Genomic DNA, 18,286 nt, shown 5'->3' on the forward strand with positions numbered 1-18,286 from the left:
GCTCGCATCCGACCCGAGACGCAGCCCGTCGAAGACGGAGCCCCGCAGGCGCAGCGGTCGCGCCGCCGAGCTGTCAGGCCGTCATCGTGAGAACGGGCCTCCCGGTCCGCCGACGGCGCCCTTCGCCCCGTACTGCCGCGAGCGGATCGTGACGGCGATGCCCGCGAGCACGATCGCGATGCCCGAGCCGAGCAGCACGGCGAGGGTGCCCTCGTCGGCGATCACGGGGTCTCCGGCGAACGCGAGCTCGTTCATGAGCAGCGACACCGTGAAGCCGATGCCCCCGAGCGCCCCGACCATCGCGATGTCGCCGATGGTCAGTGCGGCGCCCGTCCGATGCCTGGCGAAGAGCATGCCGATGCCGCCCGCGAGCATGATGCCGACGATCTTGCCGACGGGCAGGCCGACGACGATGCCCCAGAAGGCGGGGGAGAGCTCGCCGACGCTCACCTGCGGGATCGCGACCATCGCCGCCGTGAGCGCGAACAGCGGCAGGATGACGCCGTTCGAGAACGGCTCGAGCCCGTGCACCGCGCGACCGCCCGGTCGTCGCGCCATGACGAAGCCGAGCGCGACGCCGGCGATCGTCGCGTGCACGCCGGACTGGTAGAAGAAGTACCAGCTCAGTGCGGCGAGCACCCACAGTGCGGCCATGACCGGCCACTGCGGTCGCCGCGAGAGGATCCAGGCCGAGCGGGGCTTCAGCATGCGGCTGACCGCGCCGAAGAGCGTGATCGTGATCGCGGCGAGCCCGATGTACGCCATGCTCGCGTCGGCGGTGAAGAAGAACGCGATGATGAGGATCGCGATGAGGTCGTCGAGCACGGCGAGCGCGAGGAGGAACACGCGCACGCGCGTCGGGATGAACCGGCCGAACACGGCGAGCACGCCGAGCGCGAAGGCGATGTCGGTCGCGGTCGGGATCGGCCAGCCGCCGACGGTGTCGGTGCCCGCGGTGAAGCCGACGTAGATGAGCGCGGGCACGACCACGCCGCCGAGCGCCGCGATCGCGGGCAGCAGCGCCTTCGAGGGCGAGTTCAGCTCGCCGATGACGAGTTCGCGCTTGAGTTCGACGGCCACGATGAAGAAGAAGACCGCGAGGAGCCCGTCGCTGATCCAATGGCCGGCCGAGAGGTCGAGCCCGAGCCACGGCAGGTCGAGGTGCGCGTCGAGCAGCTCGATGAGCGACTCGCCGAACGGCAGGTTCGCGAGCACGAGCCCGAGGACCGCGGCGACGAGCAGCAGCACGGCCGCCCAGCGTTCGGACCTGAGGATGTTCATGGGGCACTCCGATCATGAGTGCGACGCGGATGCGGCGGCGCGCGGGCGTCGACGGGACAGGTACGGCGGTCTCCCGCCGGCCGACCAGACTTCCCGGCGCTCCTCGTGGAATCCTATCGGCGCGTACACTCGTGCGGTGTCGTTCTCGGTGTGGGTCGCGTTGGTCGCGGCGAGCGTGGTGATCTCGTTCACCCCCGGCGCAGGGGCGATCAACACGATGGGCAACGCCCTGAAGTCCGGGTTGGGTCGCGCGCTCTGGGGCATCCTCGGGCAGCAGGCCGCGCTGGTCGTGCACATCGTGGTCGTCGCGGCCGGGCTCGGCGTGCTCGTGGCGAACTCGCCGATCGCGTTCGACGCGATCCGGTACGCGGGCGCGGCGTACCTCGTCTACCTCGGCATCCGGCAGTTCCTCGCGAAGCCCGTCGTCGAGGACGATGGGCGATCGGATGCCGCGGCCGCCGCCGTTCCGCCCGACGAGTCCGGCTGGTCGATGTTCCGCCGCGGCCTGCTCGTCAACCTGCTGAACCCGAAGGCGATCGTGTTCTTCCTCGCGTTCCTGCCGCAGTTCATCCGCCCGGGCGAGCCGCTGCTGCCGCAGTACCTCATCGTGGCGGCGACCGTGATCCTCGTGGACGTCGCGGTGATGTGGGGCTTCTTCGCGGTCGCCGCGAGGTCGTTCCGGAGGGTCACCTCGTCGGCGAGGGGGCAGACCGTGCTGAACCGCGTGTTCGGCTCGCTGTTCCTGGCGGTCGGCGTCGCGCTCGCGGCGATCCACTGAGCGCGTCGCCGTCGAGCCTGCCTAGGCTGGGGGCATGACCGAGCCCGCCGAGCCGCGCACGCACGAGGCCCTCGAGGAACTCATCGCGACGGTCGCCCTGCTGCGGGCGCCCGGCGGATGCCCGTGGGACGCCGACCAGACCCACGAGAGCCTCGTGCAGTACCTCGTCGAGGAGAGCTGGGAGCTCATCGACGCGATCGAGTCCGGCGACCGCGCCGAGATGATCGAGGAGCTCGGCGACGTGCTGTACCAGGTGCTCTTCCACGCCGACATCGCCGCGCACACCGAGGGCGAGGCGTTCGACATCGACGACGTCGCCCGGCACATGACCGCGAAGATGGTGTCGCGGCATCCGCATGTCTTCGGCGACCGCGAGGCCGAGACGGCCGACGACGTCGTGGCCTTCTGGGAGGACCTGAAGGCCGAGGAGAAACCGCATCGCACGAGCGTGCTCGACGGCGTGCCGCGCGGCATGCCGGCGCTCGCGCTCGCGCAGAAGCTGCTGGGCAAGGCCGAGAAGGCGGGGGTGACGGTCGACGTCACGGCGCCGGATGCCGCGGTGTCGCCCCCGACCGAAGACGAGCTCGGTCGGCTCCTGTTCGAGCTCGCGGCGTCCGCCCGGTCGCAGGGGCTCGACGCCGAGCGGGCGCTCCGTGCCGCGTTGCGGGCCTTCGAGGACGACGTGCGCGTCGTCGAGTCGTCGGCCTCGGCATCCGTCGCCCCCGAAGCCGGCTGACGCCCGTGCCTCGCGCGCCGGGGCGGAGGCCGGCGCGACCTCGAGTGGAGGGCGCGCGCGCCGTGCTGGAAGAATGGTCGTCATGGCCGCATCCGTCACCCCTCCGCGCGGAATGCGCGACTTCCTGCCAGCCGAGAAGGCCCGGCGCGAGCACGCGCTCGGCGTCATCAGGGGCGTGTACGCCTCGCACGGCTTCGACGAGATCGAGACGCCCGTCATGGAGGACGCCTCGCGCCTGCACGCCGGCCTCGGCGGCGACAACGAGAAGCTCGCGTTCGCGGTGATGAAGCGCGGCATCACGCCAGACGACCTGACGGCCGCCGCGGCATCCGGAGACGCCCTCTCGCTCGCCGACCTGGGCCTGCGCTACGACCTGACGGTGCCGCTCGCGCGGTTCTACGCGACGCACCGCGCGGCGCTGCCCCCGGTGTTCCGCTCGATCCAGATCGCGCCCGTGTGGCGCGCCGAGCGCCCGCAGAAGGGCCGCTACCGCCAGTTCGTGCAGTGCGACATCGACATCATCGGCGAGGCCGGCCCGCTCGCGGAGCTCGAGCTGCTCACCGCGACCGTCGCGGCGCTCGACGCGCTCGGGCTCGGCGGCTGCACGATCCGGCTCAACGACCGGCGGGTGCTCGCGGGCATCCTCGGGTCGTGGGGTGTTCCCGACGAGCTGCGCGAGCGCGCGCTCATCACGATCGACAAGCTCGACAAGATCGGCACCGGGGGAGTGGCGGCCGAGCTCCGCGAGCTCGGCATCGTCGACGAGGGTGCGGATGTCGCGGCCGAGCTCGAGGCGCTCACCACGGCCGACTGGCACCTCTACGACGGCGTCGTGCCGCCGCCCGCGTGGCTCGATCGCGACGCCTACGCCGACCTGCTCGCGCTGCGCCTGACCATGCCGCACGCGAAGATCGAGTTCGACCCGACGCTCGTGCGCGGCATGGGCTACTACACGGGCACGATCTTCGAGATCGCGCACCCCGACTTCGGCTACTCGCTCGGCGGCGGCGGGCGCTACGACGGCATGATCGGCCGGTTCCTCGGCCAGGACGTGCCCGCGTGCGGCTTCTCGATCGGCTTCGAGCGCATCGTCGACCTGCTCGCGGTGCGCGACGAGGGCCGCCCCCGCGCGGTCGTGCTCGTCTACGACCCCGCCGTCGAGCCCGCGACCCTGCTGAAGCTCAAGCACGAGCTCGTCGCATCCGGAACCCGGGTGCGCTTCGAGCGCCGCGTGAAGAACGCGCGTGCGCTGTTCGAGCGCATCACCGCCGACGGCTTCGACGCGGTCGCCAACGTGACCGCGGAGACGACGGATGCCGCGTCGTTGAGCTTCCGCGACCTCACCGCCTGACCCGGTTCCGGCCCGACGCCCGGTGCCCGGTCCGCCCGGCGCCGGGCGCACCGGGGCGCGGCGCCGGACCGCGGCATCCGACGCGGATCGTCATGCCTGAGCGAGCCTCACTAGACTGGCCTGCGGATCACGACGGAGTCGTCCACCGCACACACCCATCACAGAGGAGTTCACTGTGGCATTCATCGAAGCTGTAGGCGCACGCGAGATCCTGGATTCTCGCGGCAACCCGACCGTCGAGGTCGAGGTCCTGCTCGACGACGGCTCTCTCGCCCGTGCGGCGGTGCCCTCGGGCGCCTCGACCGGTGCGTTCGAGGCGTACGAGCTGCGCGACGGCGACAAGGACCGGTACCTCGGCAAGGGCGTGCAGAAGGCCGTCGACGCCGTGCTCGACGTGCTCGGCCCGGCGATCGAGGACCTCGACGCGAGCGACCAGCGTCTCGTCGACGCCACGCTCATCGAGGCCGACGGCACCCCCAACAAGTCCAAGCTCGGCGCCAACGCGATCCTCGGCGTGAGCCTCGCGGTCGCCAAGGCCGCGGCCGACTCGGCCGACCTGCCGCTGTTCCGCTACCTCGGCGGCCCCAACGCGCACGTCCTGCCCGTGCCGCTGTTCAACGTCATCAACGGCGGATCGCACGCCGACAACGGCATCGACATGCAGGAGTTCTTCCTCGCCCCGATCGGCGCAGAGTCCTACTCCGAGTCGCTGCGCTGGGGCGTCGAGACGTACCACGTGCTCAAGGGCGAGCTGAAGGCGGCGGGCTACGCCACCGGCCTCGGCGACGAGGGCGGCTTCGCCCCCGACCTGCCCAGCAACCGCGAGGGCCTCGACTTCCTCGTGAAGGCGATCGAGAAGGCCGGCTTCACGCCGGGCAAGGACATCGCGCTCGGCCTCGACGTCGCCGCCACCGAGTTCTTCAAGGACGGCGTCTACCGCCTCGAGAACGCCGACTGGTCGGCTGAGAAGCTCATCGAGTACTACGAGGGCCTCGTGCGCGACTACCCGATCGCCACGATCGAGGACGCACTCGCCGAAGACGACTGGGACAACTGGAAGGCCCTCACCGACGTGCTCGGCGCCAAGGTGCAGCTCGTCGGCGACGACCTCTTCGTCACCAACCCCGAGCGCCTGGCCGACGGCATCCGTCGCGGCGTCGCCAACTCGCTGCTCGTCAAGGTCAACCAGATCGGCACGCTGACCGAGACCCTCGACGCGGTCAGCCTCGCGCAGCGCTCCGGCTACACGGCGATGCTCTCGCACCGCTCCGGTGAGACCGAGGACACGACGATCGCCGACCTCGTGGTGGCCACGAACGCCGGTCAGATCAAGGCTGGCGCGCCCGCCCGCAGCGAGCGCGTCGCCAAGTACAATCAGCTTCTGAGGATCGAAGAAGAGCTCGGCGAGTCCGCGGTGTTCGCGGGTCGCTCGGCGTTCCCGCGGTTCACGGCCTGATCGGCTCGACCGCTCCGACTGGCGGGGGTGGCCGTGAGGCCGCCCCCGCCGGTTCGCGTCCGGGGTCAGCGGAGGAGGGGCGATGGCGAAGAGACCGGTGAGGGCACCGGCGACGCCGACCGCGTCGTCGGCCAAGGCCGGCGCCACCGGGCCCGGGGCCACGAGGCCTGGCACCACGAAGCCCGGCAGGGCGAAGCCGGGCACCACGAAGCCCGGCACGGCCGCTCCGCCTCGCGCCTCGGCCGGTCGTGGCGCGGCGGGCTGGCTCGGCGGCATCCGATTCTCAGGTTTCTCGCTCATCATGATGGGGGTCCTCGTGCTCGCGGTCGTGGTGCTCGCACCGACGATCGCGCAGCTCGCGGAGCAGCGCCAGAAGATCGCCGAGCTGCAGGCCACCGTCTCGGAGCAGGAGTCCGAGGTGCAGCGCCTGCGCGACGAGCGGGAACGCTGGAACGACGAGACGTTCATCATGACCCAGGCGAGGGATCGACTGGCGTACGTGATGCCCGGCGAGGTGAGCTACCTCGTCATCGACGACCGGCCCGAGGCCGCCAAGGCCGACGCCGAGACGTCGGTCTCCGCCGACGTGACCGAGATGAAGGGGGACTGGATGAGCACGATCCTCTCCTCCGTGATGATCGCGGGCCTCGCGCCCGCAGCAGGAGGTGCCGGATGACGCGGCCGCCGTTCGACCCCGTGACCGAGCGGGACATCCGCATCGTGTCCGCCCAGCTCGGCCGTCAGGCGCGCGACGTCGTGGGCATCCCGGCCCGCTGCGTCTGCGGTGCGCCGACCGTCGTCGCGACGTCGCCGCGCCTGGCCGACGGCACGCCGTTCCCGACCTTCTACTACCTGTCGCACCCGGCGGCGACGGCCGCGATGTCCTTCCTCGAGGCCGCGCAGCTGATGGTCGAGTGCAACGAGCTGCTGGCCTCCGACGCAGCCGTCGCCGAGGGCTATGCGCAGGCGCACCGCGACTACCTGGCCGACCGCGAGTCGTTCGGCGAGGTCGCCGAGCTCACGGGCATCTCGGCCGGTGGCATGCCCGCACGCGTGAAGTGCCTGCACGCCGTCGTGGCGCACGCGCTCTCGGCCGGCCCCGGTGCGAACCCCATCGGCGACCTCGCCCTCGAGCGGTCGACGTGGTCGCCCGACGTGTGCCAGTGCCCCGACTACGGCGTCGACGACCTCGACGCCGGCGACGCGGCTCCGAGCACGGACGAGCGCGAGCCGGCGTGACCACCGCCCGCACGGTCGCCCGGCTCGTCGCAGCCGTCGCCGTCGGCGCCGTCGTGGCGCTCGCGGGTGCCGCGCCTGCGCAGGCCGACACCGTGCGCGACTACCAGTACTGGCTCGCCGACTACGGGTTCACGACCGCCTGGAACACGACGAAGGGCAAGGGCGTCACCGTCGCGGTCATCGACACGGGCGTGAACGGCAACGTCGCCGAGCTCCGCGGCGTCGTCAAGGGGGGCACGGATGTCTCGGGCATCGGCACGCCAGACGGCCAGACCCCGGTCGGCGACAACCCGACCCACGGCACCATGGTGGCCTCGCTCCTCGCCGGGCGCGGCACCGGCGCGGGCAACGGCGTCATCGGGGTCGCCCCAGAGGCCGACCTCCTGACCGTGTCGGTCGCGTTCGGCGTCGAGACGGGGGCCGCCAAGTCGAACGACGACCAGATCGCCGAAGCGGTGAAGTGGTCGGTCGACAACGGCGCCGACGTCATCAACATGTCGCTCACGCGCAACACCCGTGACTGGCCCGAGAGCTGGGACGACGCGTTCATGTACGCGTTCGAGCACGATGTCGTCGTCGTCGCCGCGGCCGGCAACCGTGGCAGCGGCACGAGCGAGGTCGGCGCCCCCGCGACGATCCCCGGCGTGGTCGCGGTCGCGGGCGTCGACAAGGAGAAGAACGCGAGCTTCGACGCGAGCTCGCAGGGCATCACGCTCGCCGTGGCGGCCCCGAGCGAGGACCTCGTGGGCGTGCTGCCCGACGGGGGGCATGCGGTGTGGAGCGGCACGAGCGGTGCGGCGCCGCTCGTCTCCGGGCTCGTGGCGCTGATCCGGGCCGAGTATCCCGACCTCGACGCGGCGAACGTCATCGAGCGTCTCATCAAGACGGCCGATCCGCACGGCCACGACGTGCCGAGCCCGCTCTACGGCTGGGGCATCATCGACCCGGTCCCCTCGCTCACGGCCGAGGTCGAGCCGGTGACCGAGAACCCGCTCGGCAGCCTGTCCGAGTGGATCACGCTGCACCGCCGTGCCGACACCCCCGTCGAGACCGACGCCCCCGAGGCGCAGGAGATCGTGCCGATCGCGGATCCGCCGCAGCCCGTCGACGTCGAGACGCAGACCCTGCTGCCGACGCCGTGGACGCTCGCCTACATCACCCTGCCGCTCTCACTGGTCGCAGGGTTTGGTACGCTAGCAGCGCTGTTGGGCATCGGTGCCGCTCGGCATACCAGGCGGGCCGCTCGCGTACGCGAGCCGTGATCGCAAGCATCAAGAACTGAGGAGTCCATTCACCGTGCCCAAGATTCTCATCGTCGGCGGTGGCTATGCGGGGTTCTACACGGCGTGGAAGCTCGAGAAGTGGCTGCGCGCAGGCGAGGCAGAGGTCACGATCGTCGACCCGCTGCCCTACATGACGTACCAGCCCTTCCTTCCCGAGGTCGCGGCGGGTTCGATCGAGCCGCGTCACGCGGTCGTCGCGCAGCGTCGCCACCTCAAGAAGACGAACGTCGTCACCGCCAAGGTGACCGGCATCGACCACGCTTCCAAGTCCGCGACCATCACGCCAGAGGTCGGTGAGCCGTGGCAGTTCGAGTACGACATCGTCGTGGTCACCGGCGGCGCCGTCTCGCGCACGTTCCCGATCCCCGGCATCGCCGACAACGCGATCGGACTGAAGACCATCGAAGAGGCCGTCGCGATCCGCGACCGCGTGCTCACGAACTTCGACAAGGCCTCGAACCTTCCCGCGGGCCCCGAGCGTGATCGCCTGCTCACGTTCGTCGTGGTCGGCGGCGGCTTCGCGGGCATCGAGGTGTTCGCCGAGCTCCGTTCGTTCGCGAGCTCGCTGCTCGAGTTCTACCCGCAGCTCTCGTTCGACGACACGCACTTCCACCTCATCGAGGCCATGGGCCGCATCATGCCCGAGGTCTCGCTCGAGACCAGCCACTGGGTCATCAAGCACCTCGCGCAGCGCGGTGCCGAGATCCACCTCGACACGCAGCTGCAGAGCGCCGTCGACGGCGTCATCGAGCTGTCGACCGGTGAGAGCTTCGAGTCCGACCTCATCGTCTGGACCGCGGGCGTCATGGCCAACCCGGCCATCGTGCGCACGAGCGACCTCCCGGTCGAGGAGCGCGGCCGCATCAAGACGCGTGCCGACCTCCGCGTCGGCGACGACGACGACATCGTGGCCGACGCCTGGGCGGCCGGCGACATCTCGGCGGTCCCCGACCTCACCGGCGGCGGCGTCGGCGGCTACTGCGTGCCGAACGCCCAGCACGCGGTGCGTCAGGGCAAGCTCCTCGCGAAGAACATCGTCGCGGTCCTCCGCGGCGAGGAGCCCAAGCAGTACTTCCACAAGAACCTCGGCGCGGTCGCGGGCCTCGGCATCGGCTCGGGCGTCTTCCAGTCGGGCAAGATCGCGCTCAAGGGCCTCATCGCCTGGTTCGCGCACCGCGGCTACCACGGTCTCGCGATGCCGAGCTGGGAGCGCAAGTTCCGTGTGTTCTGGGGCTGGTGGAACAACTTCTGGCTCGGTCGCGACCTCGTCTCGCTGAGCGCCGTGCAGCAGCCGCGCGCCCAGTTCGAGGCGTTCGCGGCACGCCCGAAGCCCGCGGTCGCCGCGGCTCCGGTCGAGCCGGCCGCCGCGCCGAAGGCCCCCGCCAAGGCGAAGGCCGCCTCGAAGCCCAAGGCCGAAGCGGCCGCAGCGAAGTAGGCACGATGCGATGCCGCCTCAGGGTGGCGTCGCACCGCGGTCGCGGCTGCGCGCCGCGACCGCACGTTCCCTCCGAACGGCGCGTGACGTACCCCGTCACGCGCCGTTCCGTCGTCTGCGGTGCGGCCTCCGGGGCGGTCGGACCGCACCCGTCGGCGTCATCCGGCGACGCACTGTGAAGGCGTGTTGCGCCCGTTTACCGCGGGAGTCGCCCTCGGTTCCGGCGCCCGGAATGCGGGGTTAGTGTCGCCCCATGCCCACCATCAACATCGTCGCCGTCTCCGGAAGCCTGCACGCGCCGTCGAAGACCACGGTCCTCACTCGCGAGATCCTCGAGGGGTTCGCGACCGCACTCCGATCCGGCAGCGGGCGCGACCTCGTCATCGAGACGCACCTCATCGAGCTGTCCGACATCGGCCCCGAGTTCGCGGGGGTCCTGAGTCGCGGCGCCTTGCCGCCCGCCGCCGAGGAGGCGCTGCGCCGCATCGAGTCGGCGACCCTCCTCATCGTCGCGAGCCCGGTCTACCGCGCGTCCTTCACGGGCCTCTTCAAGCACGTGTTCGACTTCGTCGGGCAGTACGCCCTCATCGACAAGCCCGTGCTGCTCGCGGCCACCGGCGGCAGCGACCGCCACTCGCTCATCCTCGAGCACCAGTTCCGCCCGCTGTTCTCGTTCTTCCAGGCGCTCACGCTGCCGATCGGCGTCTACGCGAGCGACACCGACTTCGTCGACTACCAGGTCGACTCCGCCGACCTGCGGGCGCGCATCGACCAGGCGATCGAGCGCGGCGTGCCCGTCGTCCGCAGCTCCGTGCTCCCGGTGTCCGAATACGTCAACGCCTGGTGACGTCGGTCGCGGCGATCGAGCGAGGAGGGCGATCGCCGCGAAGTAGGGTTGACGCGATGGCGCCCACGGGCGGCATCGCGCTCCCGTAGCCCAATCGGCAGAGGCAGGCGACTTAAACTCGCCTCAGTCTGGGTTCGAGTCCCAGCGGGAGCACGAAACGGGGCGCGTGCAACACGCCCGTCGAATCCGTTGCGAAGGTCCTACGATGCGCGGATGCCGCGCGCTAGGGTTCGAGTAGTTCCGGCGCTCGACCGGGCGACCCGAATGAAAGGCAGCGCCCCATGAACAACATCTGGGAGTTCTTCGTCTGGCTCTTCTGGATCTACATCCTGTTCGCATGCATCTGGATCTTCATCTCGGTGTTCATCGACATCTTCCGCGATCACTCGCTCAATGGCTGGGGCAAGGCGCTCTGGGTGATCTTCCTGGTCTTCCTGCCGTTCCTCGCGGCGCTGATCTACATGATCGCGCGCGGTCGCGGCATGGCAGAACGCAACGCGTCCCGCCTCGTCAGCGCCCAGGCCGAGAGCGCGGACTACATCCGGAACGTCGCGGGCACCTCCGCCGCGTCGCCTGCCGCCGAGATCGAGAAGAGCAAGCAGCTCTTCGACTCCGGTGCGATCACGCAGGCCGAGTACGAGGCCCTGAAGGCGAAGGCCCTGCAGGCGTGACGCCTGCCTGAGCGTTACGCACGTCGACGGGTCGATCGGGATTCCCGGTCGACCCGCCGTCGTTCAGGTCAGGCGGTCGAGCCTGCGCAGGATCAGCCCCTCGCGGAGCGCCCACGGCGACACCTCGAGCTCCGGCACGTCGAAGGCGCGCATCGCCTCCGAGAGCACGACGGCGCCGGCCACGATCTGGAAGGTGCGATCGGCGGTGATGCCGGGCAGCGCTGGCCGCGCGTCGGCCGGGATGCGCGCGAGCCGCGGGATCCAGTCGTCGAGCCCCTTGCGCCGCAGGATGCTCCGTTCTCCGGAGCCGACGCCCTCCTCGGTCCATCCCGCGAGCCGGGCGAGGGAGCGGATGGTCTTCGACGAGCCGACGACGTGGTCGGGCGCAGGCAGGTGGCCGAACTCGCCGACCGCGTCCCGCAGCACCTCGGACGCGTGCGCCCTGAGTCGCTGCACGTCGTGCGGCGCGGGCGGGTCGTCGGGCAGGAAGGCGATGGTCGAGCGTCCGGCACCGAGGGGGAGCGAGCGCGCGACATCCGGGATCTCGTCGATGCCGTTCGCGATCTCGAGCGAGCCGCCGCCGATGTCGAACAGCAGGATGCGGTCGGCCGACCAGCCGTACCAGCGGCGGACCGCGAGGAAGGTGAGCCGGGCCTCGTCGTCGCCCGAGAGCACCTGCAGTTCGACGCCCGTCTCGTCGGCGATGCGCGCGAGCACGGCCTCGCCGTTCGCCGCCTCGCGGATCGCCGAGGTCGCGAAGGCGAGCATCTCGTCGATGCCGGCCTCCTGCGCGACCGCGGCGGCGTCGGACACCGCTGCGAGGATCGCCTCGACGCCCTCGGCTCCGATGGAGCCGTCGGGCTCGAGGTAGCGCATGAGCCGCAGCACGGACTTGTGCGAGGCGGCCGGGATCGGGCGGGCGCCGGGGTGCGCATCGACCACGATCAGGTGCACGGTGTTGGAACCGACGTCGAGGACTCCGAGGCGCATGCAGCGAGCGTAACGTGCGCGGGGTGTGCCGAATGGCCGGCTCTGGTGCATACTGTTGCAACTGGGTCATCCGTCCCAGTTCAGTCCCGGTCCCGACCGGGGTGTCGGCAGCGTCGTCGAGAGGAGCCGTCGTGACCCGCATTCCCGCCCAAGAGCGCCGCGCCGCGCTCATCGGAGCTGCGCTGCGCGTCGTCTCCCGCAACGGTATCGCGCAGGCGACCACCAGGGCGATCGTCGCCGAGGCCGGCATGAGCCTCGCGAGCTTCCACTACGCGTTCGACTCGCGAGATGAGCTCATGGACGAGCTCATCTCGACCGTCATCGAGAACACGCGTCGCGCGATCATGCCGGAGGACCTCGCCGACGGCGCGCTCGTCGACGTGATCGAGGCCGGCGTCGTGCGCTACTTCGAGCACCTCAAGGCCGACCCCGAGCACGAGCAGGCGATGCTCGAGCTCACGCAGTACGCGTTGCGCTCGCCCGAGCGCCACCCGCTCGCGCAGGCCCAGTACCGGCGCTACGTCGAGCTCGCCGAGCAGTCGCTCGAGATCGCGGCGGAGCGCTCCGGCGCGGTGTGGCACGTGCCCGTCGCGCAGGTCGCGCGCGTGCTCGTGGCCTTCACCGACGGACTCACCCTGACCTGGCTCGTCGATCGCGACGACGCCGCCTCCCTGGCGGTCGCCCATGCGGCCGCCGACGCCCTCTCGAGAATGGCCGACCCCCGATGACGAGCCTCGACCTCACGCCGCCCGCAGCGCTCGACGAACCCACGCGGCGCGTCCCCGCGGGCTGGATCGCCTCCTTCGCCGCCCTCTGGTTCGCGATCTGGATGGCCCAGCTGACCCCCGTGCAGCTGCTGCTGCCCGCGCAGATCGACGCGACGCTGCATCCCGAGAACTGGGTCGACAGCGTCGTCGCGTTCGGCGTGATCTCGGGCATCGCGGCCGTCGCCACGATCATCGCGTACCCGCTCACCGGTGCGGCGTCCGACCGCACGACGTCGCGCTTCGGTCGCCGTCGTCCGTGGATCGTGATCGGTGCGGTCGTGTTCGCGGCCTCGCTCGCGCTGCTCGGACTGCAGACCGAGATCTGGGGCATCGGTGCGGCGTGGGTCGCGGCATCCATCGGCTTCTGCATCATGACCGCGGCGCTGACGGCGACGATCTCGGACCAGGTGCCGGTCGGCCAGCGCGGCTTCGTGTCCGGCTGGATGTCGGCGCCGCAGGCGGTCGGCATCATCGTCGGCCTCCTGCTCGTGACCGAGCTCGTCACCGACCAGGCGCTCGGCTACGTGATCCTCGGCGTCGCCCTGCTCGTGCTCATGGTGCCGTTCCTGATGCGGCACGACCAGCCCCTTGCTGCGGCGGAGCGCACGAGGGTCACGGCCAAGGGCGTCATCGCGAGCCTCTGGATCAGCCCGCGAACGCATCCCGACTTCGGCTGGACCCTGCTCAGCCGCGTGCTCGTCTCGGTCGGCAACGCCCTCGGCACGAGCCTGCTGCTCTACTTCCTCATGTTCGGGCTCGGCGACGACAACGCCGAGGACGACCTCATCATCCTCACGCTCGTCTACATGGTGTTCGTCGTCGCGGCATCGCTCTTCGGCGGGCGGCTCTCCGATCGCCTCGGCCGGCGCAAGGCGTTCGTGTTCGTCGCAGCCGCGCTGCAGGCCATCGCCGCGCTCATGCTCGCGCTCGTGCCCGACCTCTCCGTCGCCATCGTCGCGGCCGGCATCCTCGGCCTCGGCTACGGCTGCTTCCTCTCGGTCGACCAGGCGCTCGCCACGCAGGTCCTGCCAGACGCCGCGTCGCGCGGCAAGGACCTCGGCATCATGAACATCGCGACCGCCGTCCCGCAGGCCATCGCGCCGCTCATCGGCGCGGCCGCGGTGGTGCTGACCGGCTCGTTCGTGCTGGTCTTCGTCTTGAGCGCGGTGTTCGCGTTCGCCGGTGCGATCGCGGTCTCGCGAGTTCGGAGTGTGCGCTGATGGTCGACCTGTCGATGTCCCAGCTGTCGATGACGGCGAGTGCGAAGGCGACGGATGCCGCGCCATGGGCCACGCCGTCGCGGTACTGGCCGGCGCTCACCGCCGCGACCGCCCACCTGGACGCCCCCGTCGGCGCCCTGCACCTCGGCGCCCTCCGCCACAACGCGCACGACATGCTGCGCCGCGCGAACGGCATGCCGATCCGCGTCGCGTCCAAGTCGATCCGCGTGCGGAGCGTCATCGAGGCGCTGCTGCGGCTGCCCGGCTACCACGGCGTACTCGCGTACACGCTCGCCGAGGCGATCTGGCTGGCCGACACGGTCGACGACATCGTCGTCGGCTACCCGACCGCGGAACGCGGCAGCATCCGTCGCCTGGCGACCGACCCGCAGCTCGCGGGCCGCATCACGCTCATGGTCGACTCGATCGCGCAGCTCGATCTCGTCGACGCCGTCATCGCCCCGACCGAGCGGGAGCCCATCCGCATCGCGCTCGAACTCGACGCGTCGTGGAACGCGCCGCTGCTCGGCCACCTCGGCGTCCGTCGCTCGCCCGTGTACGAGCCCGCGGATGCCGGCGCGCTCGCGGCCTACATCGCAACCCGGCCCGGGTTCCGCCTCGTCGGCATGATGGGCTATGAGGCGCAGATCGCGGGCGTCACGAACCGTCCGGCGGGCAAGCCGGTCGACGGCGCCGTCAACCGGTGGATGCAGTCGCGGTCGATGCCGGAACTCGTCGAACGTCGCACGCGCGCGGTCGCGGCGGTGCGCGAGCACGCCGACCTCGAGTTCGTCAACGGCGGCGGCACCGGCTCGCTCGAGGCGACGTCCGCCGATCCCTCGGTCACCGAGGTCGCGGCAGGGTCCGGACTCTTCGGCGGGCACCTGTTCGACGGCTACGCCCACTTCACGCCCGCACCGGCCGCGGCATTCGCCATGGACGTCGTGCGTCGCCCGAGCGCGCACCACGCGACGATCCTCGGCGGCGGATGGGTCGCCTCCGGCCCGCCCGCACCCGACCGCCTGCCGCGCATCGTCTGGCCCGAGGGCCTCGAGATGCTGCCGCGCGAGGCCGCCGGCGAGGTGCAGACGCCCGTCACCGGGCCCACGGTCGCACGGCTGCGTGCCGGCGACCGGGTCTGGTTCCGGCACACGAAGTCGGGCGAGCTCTCGGAGCACCTGAACGAGTTCCAGCTCGTCGACGACGACCGCATCGTCGACGCGCTTCCCACCTACCGCGGCGAGGGAAAGGTGTTCCTGTGACCGCGACCGGAGCCACCTGGCGCAACTGGGGCCGAACCGAGTCCGTGCAGCCCGTGCGCGTCGAACGACCCGACTCGGCCGGCGCGGTGCAGCGGGCCGTGACCTCGGCCGCCGCATCCGGCCTGCGCATCAAGCCCGTCGGGTCGGGGCACAGCTTCACCGGCATCGCGGTCGCCCCCGGCGTGCAGCTCGACCTCGCCGACGTGTCCGGCGTGATCGCGGCCGACCCCGCGACCGGCCGGGTCACGCTCGGCGCGGGCACGCGCCTGTACGACCTGCCGCGGCTCCTCGCGCCCTACGGCCTCGCGCTCGCGAACATGGGCGACATCGACCGGCAGACGATCGCCGGCGCGACCTCGACCGGCACCCACGGCACCGGACTCGGCTTCGGCGGCCTCGCCACGCAGATCGTCGCCGCGAAGCTCGTGACCGGCACGGGCGAGCTCATCGAGGTGAGCGAGACCGTTCGGCCCGAACTGCTGCCCGCGGTCCGCGTCGGGCTCGGCGCCCTCGGCGTGCTCGTCGAGGTGACCCTGCAGCTCGTGCCCGCGTTCGTGCTGCACGCCGTCGAGCGCATCGAGCCGCTCGACGCCGTGCTCGGGGCCTGGGGCGAACGCGTCGCCGGCGCCGACCACTTCGAGTTCTACTGGTTCCCCCACACGGGCAGCGCCATGACGAAGACGAACACGCGGCTCCCGGGCGACGCCCCGCGAGACCCGCTCGGCCGGGTCTCCCGCTGGGTCGACGACGAGCTCCTCGCGAACGGCCTCTACCGCGGCGTCTGCGCACTCGGCAGGGTCGCGCCGTCGACGACGCCCTTCCTCGCGCGCCAGCTCGACCGGTTCACGGGCGACCGGGACTTCGCGGACTTCTCGCCCGCGGTGTTCACGACCAACCGTTCGGTCCGGTTCCGCGAGATGGAGTATGCGCTGCCGCTCGAGGCCGTACCCTCCGCGTTCGGCGCCGTGCGTTCGCTCATCGAGCGCAAGGGATGGCGGGTGAGCTTCCCGCTCGAGGTGCGTGCTGCGGCATCCGATGAGAACTGGCTGTCGACCGCGTACGGCCGCGACACCGGGTACATCGCCGTGCACCGCTACTTCCGCGAGGACCCGACCGAGTACTTCACGGCGGTCGAGGCGATCATGGACGATCACGGCGGGCGCCCGCACTGGGGCAAGATGCACACGCAGACGGAGGTCACGCTGCGCGAGAAGTACCCGCGATTCGACGACTTCCTCGCCGTGCGCGACGAACTCGACCCCGAAGGGGTCTTCCGCAACCCGTACCTCGACCGCGTGCTCGGAGTCAGGGCGTCCGTCGACGCAGGGTGACCGACCCGAGCACGATCGAGCCGACGATCCACGCGAAGATCACGAGCACCTTCGAGAGGATCCACCCGGCGCTCTCGGAGTCGGCGGCGACGGCCTGCAGCGCGTCGATCGCGAAGCTGAGCGGCAGCCACTCGCTGATCGTCTCGAGTGCGTCGGGCAACTGCTCGCGCGGGATGAAGATGCCGCAGAGCAGGACCTGCGGCAGCACGAGCAGCGGCATGAACTGCACGACCTGGAACTCGGTGCGGGCGAAGGCGCTCGCGAGCAGGCCGAGCGCGGTGCCGAGCACGGCGTCGGCGACCGCCACGGCGAAGAGCAGCCAGATCGAGCCCTCGATGTCGAGGCCGCACACCCAGATCGCGAACGCCACGGCGATGGCCGTCTGCGCGACCGCGAGCAGGCCGAACGCGAGCGCGTAGCCGAGCAGGAAGTCGCCTCGGCCCATGGGCATCGAGAGCAGGCGCTCGAGCGTGCCGCTGCGGCGTTCGCGGAGCGTCGCGATGCTCGTCACGAGGAACATCACGATGAACGGGAAGAGGGCGATCATCGCCGGACCGATGTCGTCGAAGACGTCGGTGTCGGTGAAGATCCACGCCACGAGCCCGATGAGCAGGCTCGGCACGACGAGCAGGAGGCCGATGGTGCGCGGATCGTGCCGGATCTGGGAGAGCACGCGCCCCGTGGTCGCGAACGTGCGAACGAGGTTCATCGGGTCGCCGCCGATCCGGCGTCGGGACGGCCGGGATCGCGGGGGCCGGGATCCGGCCCGCCGGGATCGAGCGGATCGGGCTCGAGCGGTTCGGCCAGGACCGGTTCGGGCTCGGCGGGCTCGGCGGCGTGGCGAGGGCCGGTGCGCTCCCGCGCACGCGACGGCAGGTCGGGCGCCCCGCGCTCGATGAGCCGCAGGAACGCGGTCTCGACGTCATCGGTGCCCGTGAACGCGAGCAGGCCCTCGACGGTGTCGTCGGCGAGGAGCGCGCCGTCGCGCATGAGCAGCAGCCGGTCGCAGCGCTTGGCCTCGTCCATCACGTGGCTCGAGACGAGCAGGGTCGCGCCGTCGTCGGCGAGGGTGCGGAACAGGTCCCAGAGCTGCACGCGGAGCACGGGATCGAGCCCGACGGTCGGCTCGTCGAGCACGAGCAGCTCTGGTTCGCCCAGGAGCGCCGCGGCGAGCGATACGCGCCCGCGCTGGCCGCCCGAGAGCGACCCGACGAGCCGATCGGCGGCAGCCCCCAGGTCGGTGCGCTCGATGACGCGATCGACGTCGGATGCCGGAGCCCCGAGCACCCGGCGGAAGTACGCCAGGTTCTGGCGCACCGTGAGGTCGTCGTAGACGCTCGCCTGCTGGGTGACGTAGGCGACCCGCCTGCGCAGCGGCGGGGCGCCCGCGGGAAGTCCGAGCACCTCGATCGAGCCGGACTGCACGACCTGGACGCCCACGATGGAGCGCATGAGCGTCGTCTTGCCGCTGCCGCTCGGACCGAGCAGCCCGACGATCGCACCCGAGGGAACGGCGAGCGAGAGCCCGTGGAGCACCGCGATCGAGCCGCGTCGCACCTGCAGGTCGTCGACGATGACGGCAGCGCCCGTCGCGGCATCCGAACCGGTGGTCATGTGGTGATTCTTCGCCTGCTCGGCC

The 18,286-nt window shown here is 71.2% G+C and carries 18 protein-coding genes and 1 tRNA gene; 15 read left to right on the forward strand and 4 right to left on the reverse strand.

Annotated features, from left to right (window positions below):
- Positions 1-81: 81 nt before the first annotated feature.
- Positions 82-1,281: a Na+/H+ antiporter NhaA gene (locus ABIC29_RS05575; protein WP_354243448.1), complete on the reverse strand. Its 1,200-nt coding sequence runs from the start codon at positions 1,279-1,281 to the stop codon at positions 82-84.
- A gap of 136 nt (positions 1,282-1,417) precedes the next feature.
- Here ABIC29_RS05575 and ABIC29_RS05580 point away from each other — a divergent pair, with 136 nt between their 5' ends.
- The 11 genes from ABIC29_RS05580 to ABIC29_RS05630 all read left to right on the forward strand — a co-directional run bounded on the left by ABIC29_RS05580 (position 1,418) and on the right by ABIC29_RS05630 (position 11,077).
- Entirely contained in the window at positions 1,418-2,059 is a 642-nt protein-coding gene (locus ABIC29_RS05580; protein ID WP_116081208.1) for a LysE family transporter, read from the forward strand.
- 34 nt (positions 2,060-2,093) lie between these two features.
- Positions 2,094-2,795 carry a nucleoside triphosphate pyrophosphohydrolase gene (mazG, locus tag ABIC29_RS05585; protein ID WP_354243451.1) on the forward strand — a complete coding sequence of 234 codons (702 nt, stop codon included), beginning with the start codon at positions 2,094-2,096 and terminating at the stop codon, positions 2,793-2,795.
- 82 nt (positions 2,796-2,877) lie between these two features.
- On the forward strand, positions 2,878-4,146 hold the full coding sequence (gene hisS / locus ABIC29_RS05590; RefSeq protein ID WP_116082420.1) for a histidine--tRNA ligase: 1,269 nt from the start codon (positions 2,878-2,880) through the stop codon (positions 4,144-4,146).
- A gap of 175 nt (positions 4,147-4,321) precedes the next feature.
- Complete coding sequence (gene eno, locus ABIC29_RS05595) at positions 4,322-5,602, forward strand: phosphopyruvate hydratase (RefSeq protein WP_116081210.1); 1,281 nt, start codon at positions 4,322-4,324, stop codon at positions 5,600-5,602.
- A gap of 82 nt (positions 5,603-5,684) precedes the next feature.
- Positions 5,685-6,278 (forward strand): FtsB family cell division protein, encoded by a 594-nt coding sequence (locus ABIC29_RS05600; RefSeq protein WP_354243455.1) that lies wholly within the window; start codon positions 5,685-5,687, stop codon positions 6,276-6,278.
- Complete coding sequence (locus ABIC29_RS05605) at positions 6,275-6,841, forward strand: DUF501 domain-containing protein (protein ID WP_116081211.1); 567 nt, start codon at positions 6,275-6,277, stop codon at positions 6,839-6,841. Before ABIC29_RS05600 ends, ABIC29_RS05605 begins: the two co-directional genes overlap by 4 nt.
- Positions 6,838-8,103, forward strand: coding sequence for a S8 family serine peptidase (locus ABIC29_RS05610; protein ID WP_116081212.1), 1,266 nt, complete (start codon positions 6,838-6,840; stop codon positions 8,101-8,103). The genes ABIC29_RS05605 and ABIC29_RS05610 overlap by 4 nt, the downstream gene beginning before the upstream one ends.
- 34 nt (positions 8,104-8,137) lie before the next feature.
- Positions 8,138-9,559 (forward strand): NAD(P)/FAD-dependent oxidoreductase, encoded by a 1,422-nt coding sequence (locus tag ABIC29_RS05615; RefSeq protein WP_116081213.1) that lies wholly within the window; start codon positions 8,138-8,140, stop codon positions 9,557-9,559.
- Positions 9,560-9,812: 253 nt separating this feature from the next.
- Positions 9,813-10,406, forward strand: coding sequence for an FMN reductase (gene msuE, locus ABIC29_RS05620; protein WP_116081214.1), 594 nt, complete (start codon positions 9,813-9,815; stop codon positions 10,404-10,406).
- A 79-nt stretch (positions 10,407-10,485) separates the two neighbouring features.
- Positions 10,486-10,559, forward strand: a tRNA-Leu gene (locus ABIC29_RS05625).
- A 128-nt stretch (positions 10,560-10,687) separates the two neighbouring features.
- Positions 10,688-11,077 (forward strand): SHOCT domain-containing protein, encoded by a 390-nt coding sequence (locus tag ABIC29_RS05630; RefSeq protein ID WP_116081229.1) that lies wholly within the window; start codon positions 10,688-10,690, stop codon positions 11,075-11,077.
- A gap of 63 nt (positions 11,078-11,140) precedes the next feature.
- On the opposite strand, the gene ABIC29_RS05635 is transcribed toward ABIC29_RS05630, so the two are convergent.
- Positions 11,141-12,067 carry a Ppx/GppA phosphatase family protein gene (locus ABIC29_RS05635; protein ID WP_116081230.1) on the reverse strand — a complete coding sequence of 309 codons (927 nt, stop codon included), beginning with the start codon at positions 12,065-12,067 and terminating at the stop codon, positions 11,141-11,143.
- Between the two features lie 131 nt (positions 12,068-12,198).
- On the opposite strand from ABIC29_RS05635, the gene ABIC29_RS05640 reads away from it, so the two are divergent.
- The 4 genes from ABIC29_RS05640 to ABIC29_RS05655 are packed head-to-tail and all read left to right on the forward strand — an operon-like array spanning position 12,199 to position 16,647.
- Positions 12,199-12,795 (forward strand): TetR/AcrR family transcriptional regulator, encoded by a 597-nt coding sequence (locus ABIC29_RS05640; RefSeq protein ID WP_158551776.1) that lies wholly within the window; start codon positions 12,199-12,201, stop codon positions 12,793-12,795.
- Positions 12,792-14,054 carry an MFS transporter gene (locus ABIC29_RS05645; protein ID WP_116081232.1) on the forward strand — a complete coding sequence of 421 codons (1,263 nt, stop codon included), beginning with the start codon at positions 12,792-12,794 and terminating at the stop codon, positions 14,052-14,054. Before ABIC29_RS05640 ends, ABIC29_RS05645 begins: the two co-directional genes overlap by 4 nt.
- Entirely contained in the window at positions 14,054-15,316 is a 1,263-nt protein-coding gene (locus tag ABIC29_RS05650) for an amino acid deaminase/aldolase (protein WP_354243463.1), read from the forward strand. The genes ABIC29_RS05645 and ABIC29_RS05650 overlap by 1 nt, the downstream gene beginning before the upstream one ends.
- Entirely contained in the window at positions 15,313-16,647 is a 1,335-nt protein-coding gene (locus ABIC29_RS05655; protein WP_354243466.1) for a D-arabinono-1,4-lactone oxidase, read from the forward strand. The genes ABIC29_RS05650 and ABIC29_RS05655 overlap by 4 nt, the downstream gene beginning before the upstream one ends.
- Here ABIC29_RS05655 and ABIC29_RS05660 read toward each other — a convergent pair.
- Positions 16,622-17,356, reverse strand: a complete 735-nt coding sequence (locus tag ABIC29_RS05660) for an ABC transporter permease (RefSeq protein WP_116081234.1) — start codon at positions 17,354-17,356, stop codon at positions 16,622-16,624. The two genes, ABIC29_RS05655 and ABIC29_RS05660, sit on opposite strands and share 26 nt — an antisense overlap.
- Positions 17,353-18,261, reverse strand: coding sequence for an ABC transporter ATP-binding protein (locus ABIC29_RS05665; RefSeq protein ID WP_116081235.1), 909 nt, complete (start codon positions 18,259-18,261; stop codon positions 17,353-17,355). The genes ABIC29_RS05660 and ABIC29_RS05665 overlap by 4 nt, the downstream gene beginning before the upstream one ends.
- Between the last annotated feature and the right edge of the window lie 25 nt (positions 18,262-18,286).

This window comes from Agromyces sp. PvR057 (assembly GCF_040547485.1).
GTDB lineage: Bacteria > Actinomycetota > Actinomycetes > Actinomycetales > Microbacteriaceae > Agromyces.

Excerpts from the sequence above, each read along its gene's own strand:
- ABIC29_RS05660 (WP_116081234.1), bottom strand. The coding sequence starts at position 17,356 with ATGAACCTCGTTCGCACGTTCGCGACCACGGGGCGCGTGCTCTCCCAG.
- ABIC29_RS05575 (WP_354243448.1), bottom strand. The coding sequence starts at position 1,281 with ATGAACATCCTCAGGTCCGAACGCTGGGCGGCCGTGCTGCTGCTCGTC.
- ABIC29_RS05645 (WP_116081232.1), top strand. The coding sequence starts at position 12,792 with ATGACGAGCCTCGACCTCACGCCGCCCGCAGCGCTCGACGAACCCACG.
- hisS (WP_116082420.1), top strand. The coding sequence starts at position 2,878 with ATGGCCGCATCCGTCACCCCTCCGCGCGGAATGCGCGACTTCCTGCCA.
- ABIC29_RS05665 (WP_116081235.1), bottom strand. The coding sequence starts at position 18,261 with ATGACCACCGGTTCGGATGCCGCGACGGGCGCTGCCGTCATCGTCGAC.
- msuE (WP_116081214.1), top strand. The coding sequence starts at position 9,813 with ATGCCCACCATCAACATCGTCGCCGTCTCCGGAAGCCTGCACGCGCCG.
- ABIC29_RS05650 (WP_354243463.1), top strand. The coding sequence starts at position 14,054 with ATGGTCGACCTGTCGATGTCCCAGCTGTCGATGACGGCGAGTGCGAAG.
- ABIC29_RS05605 (WP_116081211.1), top strand. The coding sequence starts at position 6,275 with ATGACGCGGCCGCCGTTCGACCCCGTGACCGAGCGGGACATCCGCATC.
- ABIC29_RS05630 (WP_116081229.1), top strand. The coding sequence starts at position 10,688 with ATGAACAACATCTGGGAGTTCTTCGTCTGGCTCTTCTGGATCTACATC.
- ABIC29_RS05600 (WP_354243455.1), top strand. The coding sequence starts at position 5,685 with ATGGCGAAGAGACCGGTGAGGGCACCGGCGACGCCGACCGCGTCGTCG.
- ABIC29_RS05635 (WP_116081230.1), bottom strand. The coding sequence starts at position 12,067 with ATGCGCCTCGGAGTCCTCGACGTCGGTTCCAACACCGTGCACCTGATC.
- mazG (WP_354243451.1), top strand. The coding sequence starts at position 2,094 with ATGACCGAGCCCGCCGAGCCGCGCACGCACGAGGCCCTCGAGGAACTC.